The sequence below is a fragment of the Spongiibacter sp. genome, assembly GCF_984394615.1.
The window spans coordinates 51,490-62,073 of sequence record NZ_CFHTQA010000019.1 but is presented as its reverse complement, the minus strand read 5'-3'; the positions used below and the strand labels follow the sequence as shown (position 1 = coordinate 62,073).

Genomic DNA, 10,584 nt, shown 5'->3' with positions numbered 1-10,584 from the left:
CACGAATCAAATTTGCAAACTTGAATTAAGTATGGGGTTCACCGGACGGTTACTTGTTTAGCGCTGCAGCAGCGGTTTGAGAAATTGTCCGGTATGTGACTGAGCTTGTTCGGCGACGTGTTCGGGTGTCCCTTCGGCAATGATTTGCCCGCCGCCACTGCCGCCTTCGGGGCCGAGGTCGATCAGCCAGTCTGCGGTTTTGATCACGTCCAGGTTGTGTTCAATGACAACGACGGTGTTGCCGTGATCGCGCAGCCGGTGAAGAACGCTAAGCAATAGCTGAATGTCTTCAAAATGCAGGCCGGTGGTCGGCTCGTCCAAAATATAAAGGGTTTTTCCGGTGTCTCGCTTCGACAGTTCTTTGGCGAGTTTGACCCGCTGGGCTTCGCCCCCGGACAGGGTGGTGGCGGCTTGGCCTAACCGAATATAGCTCAGACCAACATCCATTAATGTTTGCAGTTTTTTGGCGATGGCTGGGACATTCTCGAAGAAGCTATTGGCATCCTCCACTGTCATTTCCAGTACTTCGTGAATATTTTTTCCCTTGTACAGAATGTCCAGTGTTTCCCGGTTATAGCGTTTGCCCTGACAGATTTCGCAAGCCACATAGATATCTGGCAAGAAGTGCATTTCCACTTTGGTGACGCCGTCTCCCTGACAGGCTTCGCAGCGACCGCCCTTCACGTTAAAGCTGAAGCGCCCCACTTTGTAACCGCGGGAGCGGGCTTCCTGTGTGCCGGCGAACAGTTCACGGATGGGCGTGAAGATCCCTGTATAGGTTGCTGGATTGGAACGAGGAGTTCTGCCAATAGGGCTTTGGTCAATGTCGATGCACTTGTCGACGAGCTCCAGGCCCCGGATATCTGCATAGGGGGCGGGTTTGAGCGTTGTCGCGCCGTTCAGCGTGGTAGCGGCTATTGGGTAGAGGGTGTGGTTGATCAGTGTCGACTTTCCGGAGCCGGAGACGCCGGTAATGCAGGTCATCAATCCGAGCGGGATGTTCAGGTTCACGTCTTGCAGGTTATTACCGATTGCGCCTTCCAGGTGAAGGTGGCGCTTCGGATCCGGCTGGTGGCGTTGCTCCGGGAGAGCGATGGCGCGACGCCCGCTGAGGTAGTCTCCGGTGAGAGAGTTTTTGTTGTTGAGAATGGCGTCGAGGTCGCCCTCGGCGACAACCTGGCCGCCGTGGACACCGGCGCGTGGGCCGATGTCGATAATGTGGTCGGCCGTGCGAATTGCATCCTCGTCGTGTTCCACCACAATCACCGTATTGCCGATATCCCGAAGGTGACGGAGCGTATTGAGCAGTCGCTCGTTATCGCGTTGATGCAGCCCTATGGAGGGTTCGTCGAGAATGTACATCACGCCGACCAGTCCGGCGCCAATTTGGCTGGCGAGACGGATGCGTTGCGCTTCGCCGCCGGACAGTGTGTCGGCACTGCGGCTGAGGCTGAGATAGTTGAGGCCAACGTCGACGAGGAAGCGCAGGCGATCATTAATTTCCTTGAGAATTTTTTCAGCGATCTGTGCGCGGCGACCTGTCAGTGCCAGCTCGCTGAAATATTGCTGTGCTTTGCCGACCGGCATTTCCGTAATATCTGGCAGCGTGTTGTCGTCGATGAACACATGCCGCGCTTCGCGGCGCAGGCGAGTCCCCTTGCAGTCAGGGCAGGAGTGGGTGCTGAGATACTTGGCGAGCTCTTCGCGCACCGTCTGGGACTCGGTATCGCGGTAGCGCCGTTCCATGTTGGGGATGACGCCCTCAAAGCGATGCTTTCTTTGGAAGCTGTCGCCCCTGTCATTGATGTAGGTGAAACTGATTTCTTCGTCACCGCTGCCGTGAAGAATGGCTTTCTGATGCGCTTTTGACAGTTCTTCGAAGGGGGCGTCAATGTCGAAGCCGTAGTGATCGGCAAGCGATTGCAGCATGTGAAAATAGTAAACGCTGCGGCGATCCCAGCCGCGGATCGCACCAGTAGACAGGCTGGCCTCGGGGTGCTGGACGATCATTGCTTCGTCGAAATACTGGCGGATGCCGAGCCCGTCGCAGCTGCCGCAGGCGCCTTGGGGGCTGTTAAAGGAGAACAGTCGCGGTTCGAGCTCGCTGAGGCTGTAGCCGCAGTGAGGACAGGCAAACTTGGCAGAAAAGTTCAGTTCGGGAGCGTCGGGTGCATCCATGTCGGCAATGCTGGCGATGCCGTCGCTTAGCTCAAGCGCCGTTTCGAAGGACTCTGCCAGTCGTTGGGCGAGATCATCTCTTACCTTGAAGCGGTCGACGACCACGTCGATGCTGTGCTTCTTCTTTTTGTCCAGCTCTGGCGCGTCGTCCAGGTCTACGACAATACCGTCGATGCGCGCCCTGACGAAGCCCTGGCTGCGCAGTTTGTCGAGCACGTGGAGGTGTTCGCCTTTGCGGTTTTTGATGACGGGGGCGAGCAGCATCAGTTTGCTGCCTTCCGGTTGTGCCAGAACCGTGTCGACCATTTGGCTGACGGTTTGGGCGGCGAGTGGCGCGTCGTGGTCTGGGCAGCGCGGCTCGCCAACACGTGCGAAGAGCAGTCGGAGGTAGTCGTATATCTCGGTAATCGTTCCGACGGTAGAGCGCGGGTTGTGTGACGTCGACTTCTGTTCAATGGAAATAGCTGGCGAGAGCCCGTCGATATGGTCGACATCCGGCTTTTCCATCATCGACAGAAACTGCCGGGCGTAGGTCGACAGGGATTCCACATAGCGCCGCTGACCTTCTGCGTACAGCGTATCGAAGGCGAGCGAAGATTTTCCCGAGCCGGATAAGCCGGTGATGACCACCAGTTTGTCGCGGGGGATTTCCAGGTCGATGTTTTTCAGATTGTGGGTGCGAGCCCCGCGAACGATAATCCGATCCATTGATAATCCCGTCTGGATAAACGGCCCATTATACGGGCCTGTTTGAAGGGGGCGCAAAGTCCAAAGCGGCTTATTGCTACGGTTTTTTAGCCCGTCCTGAACTGATAGACTACGGGCCGGATTAACTTCTCGATTCAGGACAACTCCACTTTTGAATCCCCCTTCGTCGATGTCTGCGCTTGAGCGTCGTGCTGTTGCCGCCTTGGCCTGTCTGTATGTATTCCGCATGCTGGGCTTGTTCATGCTGCTGCCCGTATTGCCGCTGTACGCCGCTGACTACGCCTTGAGTACGCCGGTGCTGGTTGGCTTGGCGCTCGGGATCTATGGTCTGGGGCAGGCGCTGCTACAAATCCCGTTGGGTATGCTGTCTGACCGTGTCGGTCGCAAGCCGGTCATCATCGGTGGCTTGCTGCTGTTTGCCGCCGGCGGTCTGCTGGCAGCGTCGGCGGAGTCAATTTTTACTGTGATCCTGGGGCGCTTGTTGCAGGGAGCTGGAGCTATTGCCAGTACCCTCACCGCGACTGTTGCCGACTTGACCCGAGAGCAGCATCGCAGCAAGGCGATGGCGGTAATCGGCATGAGTATCGGTGTCTCGTTCGGGATAGCGATGGTCATTGGTCCCGGAATCGCCTCGGTAGCGGGAATTTCCGGATTGTTTTTGGTTACGGCTGCGCTCGCCGGGGTTGGTGTGGTGATCACCTTGACGCTGATCCCGTCGCCGCAGGTGCAGTTGCGTGATCCGAGAAGCCAGCCCCTGGCGGGTATGCTGATAAGGTGCTTGCAGACGCCGGACCTGATGCGGTTGAACATTGGGGTGTTTGTACTGCATGCCGCCATGATGGCGCTGTTTCTGATTATTCCCGGCAGGCTGCAGGGTCTCGGCATGGTTCCCGAGCATCACTGGTATATGTATCTCCCGGTGATGGCTGGTGCCTTTGTATTAATGGTGCCGGGCATTATTCTGGCAGAGACGCGCCAATGGCATACCCGCATGCTGCGTATCGCCATCATCTTGCTGATTCTGATTGAGCTGGCGGCGGCCGTCATGCCGACAACGCTGCTGACGGTCACGGTTGTCCTGTTGATATTCTTCACGGGGTTCAACTACCTCGAGGCCTCGCTGCCTGCCTTGCTGAGTCGCATTGCTTATGCCGGAGGTAAGGGCACGGCGATGGGGGTTTTTGCCAGCTTTCAATTCCTCGGGGCTTTTTGTGGCGGTGCACTGGGCGGTTGGCTGCTGGGCCACTGGGGCGAAGCCGCGGTCTTTCTCGCGGCGGCGCTGGCGGCGGTGGTCTGGTTGTTATGCACGCGGCACATGGCGCTGCCTGCGCGTAATATCAGCCTGAGCTTGCGCTGGCACAGCGGGGAGTGGACGGCGGATCGACTCAAAAGTGAAGTCCTCGCTTTACCTGGAGCCATGGATATGACGGTTTTCGAGCCGCAGTCGCAAGCCTATTTGCGCGTTGAACAGGGCTTCGATACCAAGCTCTTGCCAGCCGGAATCGACGTGCACGAGTAATGACGCCTTCGGCCTCTATCCGGTATAGTGAGTTTTCGTCGCAGGGCTTGAACAGCAGACAAATAACAGGAGACAGCGCATGGCGCGTGGGATAAACAAAGTAATCTTGGTCGGAAATCTGGGGCAGGACCCCGAAACCCGATACATGCCCTCGGGTGGCGCGGTCACCAACGTTACGCTTGCTACCAGTGAAAGCTGGAAGGACAAGCAGACCGGTCAGCCTCAGGAGCGTACCGAGTGGCACCGCGTGGTGTTTTTCAACCGTTTGGCTGAGATCGCGGGTGAATACCTGAAGAAAGGTTCCAAGGTTTACGTGGAAGGCTCGCTGCGCACCCGCAAATGGCAGGATCAAAGTGGCCAGGATCGTTATACCACCGAGATCGTTGCGGCCGAGATGCAAATGCTCGACAGCCGCGGTGGCGGTGGTATGGGCGGCGGCTATGGCGATGACAGTTATAATCAGGCGCCGGCTCCACAGCAGCAACGCCGTCAGGCACCTCCGCAGGCTCAACAGCGCCCAGCGCCTCAGCAGGCGCCTGCAGCACAGCCACCGGCCGGTGGCTTTGACGATTTCGACGACGACATCCCGTTTTAATTCATGTTTACGCATAGCCTTTTTCTGTGCGTAGTGCTTAGCGGTCGCCTACGAGAATCGCTTGTTCCGTTTACACGAGGGTGTTAAGTGAGCGTTCTGTTGTTGTGCGAAGATCGCACGCTCGCCACTGCGCTGGATAGTCAACTGAGTTCACGGGGGCGAGCGCTGAAGCGGCTCTCCGCCGATGAGCTGCTCGCCGACCCGGCGTTGGCCGATGGCGCCATCCTTATCAATGCTCTGTTGATACCCGGTGAGGCGGTTGGCCCCAGTCTGCCGCTGGTTCAGAAGAATCTCCTGTCATTACTGGCGTCGCGGTTGCAATGCTATATCGCGATCAGCGATGCCCGGGTGCTGGAGGGCTTGGATGCCGACACAGCGCTGACTGAAAATGTAACCCCCGCAGCCATGACCGTTGAGGCTCAGCGACTGGCAGAGATGGAAGAGGGGCTGTTGTCGGCCCCCTGCCAGTCACTGGTCTTGCGAGCAGGCCCGTTGATCGCTTCTTCGGGAGAGAATTTTCTGGCCGCCTTACTCGAGAGCCTGATGGCCGGCGAGGTTGTCGGCTTGCGCAATGCAGGACAGAGCTGTCCTACGCCGGTCAGTGATCTGGCGCGCGTATTGTCTGCCATGGTCGACCAGTTAACCTGCGGTGCGCCCTGTCGCGGAATTTACCATTACCAGAGCAGTGGCAGTTGCAGCGCCTACGCCTTTGCTGAAATCGCCTATGCCCACGCCAGTCAGTACCTGGCCAATGCCCCCGACATTGTCGAGGATCCGCGCGGCTGGGACTGGCCCGCTGAATTGCCGGTGTTGCAGTGTGAACGCCTGCTGAGAAATTTTGGTATCAAGCAGTTGCCGTGGCGGGCATGGCTGCCCAAATTAATAAAAAGTCTTTGTGAGGACGCGTCGAATGAGTGCCTCTGATATCTTGATACCCCTGAAGCTCGCCGTGTTGACGGTGTCGGATACCCGCGACGAGTCGAGCGACAGCTCGGGCGCCTATCTGGTCGAGTCATTGCAGGAAGCAGGGCATACCCTGACTGATAAGCAGATCGTCAAAGATGATATCTACCAGATACGCGCGGTTATCTCGGCCTGGATTGCTAGCCCGCAGGTTGACGCTGTGCTGGTTACCGGTGGCACCGGGTTTTCCGGGCGGGATTCCACCCCTGAGGCTGTTTCGGTACTGTTTGACAAGCAGATTGAGGGCTTTGGTGAAGTCTTTCGCGCAGTCTCCTACACCGAGATTGGCTCCTCAACCATACAGTCGCGTGCGCTGGCTGGGTTTGCCAACAATACGGTCATTTTCTGTATGCCAGGCTCTACCGGCGCTTGTCGCACAGCCTGGACATCGCTGATCCGCGAGCAGCTCGACAGCCGCCACCGGCCCTGCAACTTTGTCGGGGTACTGAATACCCGGGCGCACAATTAGTATGGCGCTACTGGAGGATGTCGGCACCGTTCAGCAGCGGTTGCTGAGCGATGCGTCACTGCTCTCGACGGAGCCTTGCTCGATTGCCGAGGCGGCCGGGCGCATTCTGCGTGAAGATATCTCTGCCCCCTTGGACGTTCCTCCTCATGACAACAGTGCCATGGACGGATATGCCGTGCGGCGGGCGGACCTGCTCGACGGTCGTCCGCTGCCTGTCAGTCAACGCGTTCCTGCCGGCGCCGCCCCGGAGGCGCTGATGCCGGGCACCGCGGTACGTATCTTCACTGGCGCGGTGATTCCTCCGGGGGCGGACTGCGTGTTGGCTCAAGAGGATTGCTGGCTGGAGGATGAGCAGCTTTGTACCGACCTCCGCCCTGTGGCTGCCCAGCATATTCGCCCCAGGGGCCAAGATATTCGCCGCGGGCAGTCGCTCCTCTCGGCGGGCACGCGTCTAAGCTCTGTCGATGTGGGGTTGTTGGCATCGGTGGGTATTGCTGAGTGTCGAGTGTCGCGACCGATTCGCGTCGCGTTGCTGTCGACCGGCGATGAGTTGCGATCTCCCGGTGAGCCGCTGGCTGCCGGGCAAATCTACAACAGTAATCGCCCGATGCTGTCCTCGTTGCTGCGATCAATGGGCTGCGAGGTCCGGGATATGGGGCTGGTCGCAGACAGTGCTGAGGCAACGGCCAGTGCGCTGACGAGCGCGGCCCGCGATGCGGATCTGGTGCTGAGTACCGGTGGTGTCTCCGTGGGCGAAGAAGACCATGTGAAGGCGCAGGTCGAAAAGCTCGGCGCGCTGAAAGTCTGGCGGCTGGCCATCAAACCCGGTAAGCCACTGGCCTATGGCGATATTCACGGTGTGCCGTTTTTCGGTTTGCCGGGCAACCCGGTATCCAGCTTCGTCACCTTCTGTCTACTGGTTCGCCCCTATTTGCTGGCGATGCAGGGCTATGCTTCCCCCCTGCCGCAAACGCGTATTGCCGAGGCAGACTTTGACTGGCCGAAGGCCGGCAGCCGTCAGGAATACCTGCGTGTGACGGTATCGGAGCGGGACGGCAGTCCTCGTCTCAGCCTGTTTCCTCAACAGAGCTCTGGCGCGCTGACGTCGGTGGCCTACAGCAATGCGCTGGCGATAATACCTATCGGTACGACGCTAAGTCGGGGCGATCGGGTCGACTATATTCCCTTCGCAGAACTCGGGGTGGAGTAGTCAGCGTTGCTAGAATGATCGTGCACAAAAAAGCCCGCTAAATAGCGGGCTTTTTGTTTCTCTGCCTTGCGGTCAGTCTGTGTAGCGTTTGAACACCAGGCTGGCATTGGTGCCGCCAAAGCCAAAGCTGTTCGACATGACGGTATTGAGCTGCACATTCTCGCGCTTCTCAGTGGCAATGGGGATCCCGGCAGCCTCGCTGTCCAGCTCCTCAATATTTGCTGAGGCGGCAATGAAATTGTGTTGCATCATCAGCAGCGAGAAGATGGCTTCTTGGACACCTGTTGCGCCCAGAGAGTGCCCGGCTAGCGATTTGGTTGAACCGATAACCGGAATAGGCTGCTCGCCATAGGCTTGCTTAATGGCTTTCAGCTCCTGCATGTCGCCTGCGGGGGTCGAGGTGCCGTGGGAGTTGATGTAGTCAACGTCGCTGTTAACGCCTTGCAGAGCTAGGCGCATACAGCGTGCTGCGCCCTCGCCGCTCGGCGCGACCATATCATAGCCGTCTGAGGTGGCGCCGTAGCCGACCAGTTCGCCGTAAATTTTTGCACCGCGGGCCTTGGCGTGTTCCAGCTCTTCCAGAACGACCATGCCCGCACCGCCGGCGATGACAAAACCATCGCGATTGGCGTCGTAGGGCCGGGAGGCTTGTTCCGGCGAGTCATTGTACTTGGTCGACAGGGCGCCCATGGCGTCGAACAGGCAGCTCAGTGTCCAGTGTTCCTCTTCGCCACCCCCGGCGAAGATAATGTCTTGCTTGCCAAGCTGGATCAGCTCAGCGGCATTGCCGATACAGTGTGCGCTGGTGGCGCAGGCGGAAGAAATCGAGTAGTTGACCCCTTTGATCTTGAACGGTGTTGCCAAGCAGGCGGAAACGGTACTGCCCATGGTTTGGGTAACACGGTAGGGGCCGACGCGTTTTACGCCGCGTTCGCGGACGATATCGGCGGATTCAATCAGGTTGGCCGATGAGGCGCCGCCGCTGCCAGCGATAATGCCGGTGCGCTCATTATCGAGGTCTTTCTCTTCCAGCCCGGCATCATTAATGGCTTCTTGCATGGCGACATAGGCGAAGGCTGCCGCGTCGCCCATAAAGCGCAGTTGTTTGCGGTCGATATGCTCTTTCAGGTCCAGGTCGCGAATCGAGCCAGAGATCTGGCTGCGAAAGCCCATTTCCTTATAGGTCTCGTTGGCGCGAATACCGGAGCTGCCGTTTTGCAGTGACGAGAGGGCCTGGCTGATATCATTGCCGATACTGGAGACGATACCCATCCCGGTTACAACAACACGTTTCATGTTTACCTCGTTATTGTCCTGTGTTCAGTTCTATGAGTGTTGTACTGCGGCCTGCGACTCAGGCGAAGTTGGCGTCGTCCTTGAACAGGCCAACCCGCAGATCCTTGGCGGTGTAGATCACTTTGCCGTCGACAGCGACTTCGCCATCGGCGATACCCATGACCAGCTTACGCTCGATCAGGCGCTTAAAGTTCAAAGTGTAAGTGACCAGCTTGGTATCCGGAAGAATTTGTCCGGTGAACTTGATTTCACCCGCGCCGAGTGCGCGCCCCTTGCCGCCATTGCCACGCCAGCCGAGAAAAAAACCGACCAGCTGCCACATGGCATCCAGGCCGAGGCAGCCGGGCATAACGGGGTCATCGATAAAGTGGCAGTCGAAGAACCAGAGGTCCGGATGGATATCCAGTTCGGCCACCAGTTGACCCTTGCCGTACTCGCCGCCCTCGCCGCTGATATGGGTGATGCGGTCTAGCATCAGCATGTTGTCGACGGGCAGTCGCGGGTTGCCGGGGCCGAAAAGGCGGCCGTGTCCGCAGTCGATGAGTTCTTCTTTGGTAAAGCTGTTTTTATGGGTAAGAGACATGAGAAATAAGACTTTTCAGTGAGAAAACAGTTGCGCGCATAGTAGCATAAGGCCCGTTCGAGCACACAAAAATGTCAACATTGGCCCAAAGATTGCTGTCACAAATTGGTAAGCCGCGCACATTAGACTGTGCGGCGATTGCGCATTCCCAGTTGTGCTGGGAGAATTCACGCGTGGGACTCACTATGGATTGAGTCGCTTATCACAACAACAGGATTGACTATGATTAGAAAATGCCTCTTCCCGGTTGCCGGCTATGGCACCCGCTTCTTGCCAGCTACAAAATCAATGCCCAAAGAAATGCTGCCGATCGTGAACAAGCCGTTGGTGCAGTACGGGGTTGAAGAATCTATTGAAGCTGGGCTGAACCAAATCGCGTTGGTAACCGGGCGTGGCAAACGGGCAATTGCTGACCATTTTGATATTAGCTTCGAACTGGAAAACCAGATTGCCGGCACCAGCAAAGAGTCCTACCTGACCAGCATCCGCAAGGTGTTGAGTGAGGGCACGTTCATGATGACCCGCCAGCGCGAGATGAAGGGCTTGGGGCATGCCATTTTGACGGGCGAGTGTCTCGTCGGTAACGAGGCCTTCGGCGTAATCCTGTCTGACGACTTGTGTGTGAACCCCGGCGACGACGGTGTCATGACGCAAATGGTGAAGCTCTACAACCAGTTTCGCTGCAGCATTGTCGCCATTCAGGAAGTCCCGATGGAGAACATCGAAAAGTACGGTGTCATTGCCGGCGATGACATGGGGAATGGTCTGTTCCGAGTGAAAGACATGGTTGAGAAGCCCAAGCCGGAAGATGCGCCGAGTAATTTGGCGGTGATTGGTCGCTATATTCTGACCCCGGATATTTTTGACATTATTCGTGACACGCCCCCCGGTAAAAATGGAGAAATTCAGCTCACCGATGCCCTGATGACGCAGGCGCAGAACGGTTGTGTGCTGGCTTACAAATTCCGCGGACGCCGCTTTGACTGTGGCAGTGTGCCTGGCTTTATCGAGGCCACTAACTACGTTTACGAGAATGTTTACGAAGACGGTCAGGGCTGAGGTA

Annotated in this window: 9 protein-coding genes; 6 read left to right on the top strand and 3 right to left on the bottom strand. The window is 57.6% G+C overall.

Annotated elements, in window-relative coordinates; all coding sequences use genetic code 11:
- Window positions 1-57 precede the first annotated feature (57 nt).
- Complete coding sequence (uvrA, locus tag AC5DB9_RS09170; protein ID WP_272992551.1) at window positions 58-2,886, bottom strand: excinuclease ABC subunit UvrA; 2,829 nt, start codon at window positions 2,884-2,886, stop codon at window positions 58-60.
- A gap of 151 nt (window positions 2,887-3,037) precedes the next feature.
- Between uvrA and AC5DB9_RS09165 the strand changes: the two genes are divergently transcribed.
- The 5 genes from AC5DB9_RS09165 (at window position 3,038) to AC5DB9_RS09145 (ending at window position 7,642) form a co-directional block, all read left to right on the top strand.
- Window positions 3,038-4,405: an MFS transporter gene (locus AC5DB9_RS09165; protein WP_272992553.1), complete on the top strand. Its 1,368-nt coding sequence runs from the start codon at window positions 3,038-3,040 to the stop codon at window positions 4,403-4,405.
- Window positions 4,406-4,484: 79 nt separating this feature from the next.
- Window positions 4,485-5,000, top strand: a complete 516-nt coding sequence (ssb, locus tag AC5DB9_RS09160) for a single-stranded DNA-binding protein (RefSeq protein ID WP_022960554.1) — start codon at window positions 4,485-4,487, stop codon at window positions 4,998-5,000.
- An 87-nt stretch (window positions 5,001-5,087) separates the two neighbouring features.
- On the top strand, window positions 5,088-5,924 hold the full coding sequence (locus AC5DB9_RS09155) for a sugar nucleotide-binding protein (protein WP_272992556.1): 837 nt from the start codon (window positions 5,088-5,090) through the stop codon (window positions 5,922-5,924).
- Window positions 5,911-6,432: a molybdenum cofactor biosynthesis protein B gene (gene moaB / locus AC5DB9_RS09150; protein ID WP_272992558.1), complete on the top strand. Its 522-nt coding sequence runs from the start codon at window positions 5,911-5,913 to the stop codon at window positions 6,430-6,432. Before AC5DB9_RS09155 ends, moaB begins: the two co-directional genes overlap by 14 nt.
- Window position 6,433: 1 nt before the next feature.
- Window positions 6,434-7,642, top strand: a complete 1,209-nt coding sequence (locus AC5DB9_RS09145) for a molybdopterin molybdotransferase MoeA (RefSeq protein ID WP_272992560.1) — start codon at window positions 6,434-6,436, stop codon at window positions 7,640-7,642.
- 72 nt (window positions 7,643-7,714) lie between these two features.
- Here the strand turns inward: AC5DB9_RS09145 and fabB are convergent, their stop codons facing one another.
- On the bottom strand, window positions 7,715-8,938 hold the full coding sequence (gene fabB / locus AC5DB9_RS09140) for a beta-ketoacyl-ACP synthase I (RefSeq protein WP_272992562.1): 1,224 nt from the start codon (window positions 8,936-8,938) through the stop codon (window positions 7,715-7,717).
- Window positions 8,939-8,996: 58 nt separating this feature from the next.
- Window positions 8,997-9,521 (bottom strand): bifunctional 3-hydroxydecanoyl-ACP dehydratase/trans-2-decenoyl-ACP isomerase, encoded by a 525-nt coding sequence (fabA, locus tag AC5DB9_RS09135; RefSeq protein WP_022960559.1) that lies wholly within the window; start codon window positions 9,519-9,521, stop codon window positions 8,997-8,999.
- Between the two features lie 222 nt (window positions 9,522-9,743).
- Between fabA and galU the strand changes: the two genes are divergently transcribed.
- On the top strand, window positions 9,744-10,580 hold the full coding sequence (gene galU / locus AC5DB9_RS09130; protein ID WP_022960560.1) for a UTP--glucose-1-phosphate uridylyltransferase GalU: 837 nt from the start codon (window positions 9,744-9,746) through the stop codon (window positions 10,578-10,580).
- Window positions 10,581-10,584 lie beyond the last annotated feature (4 nt).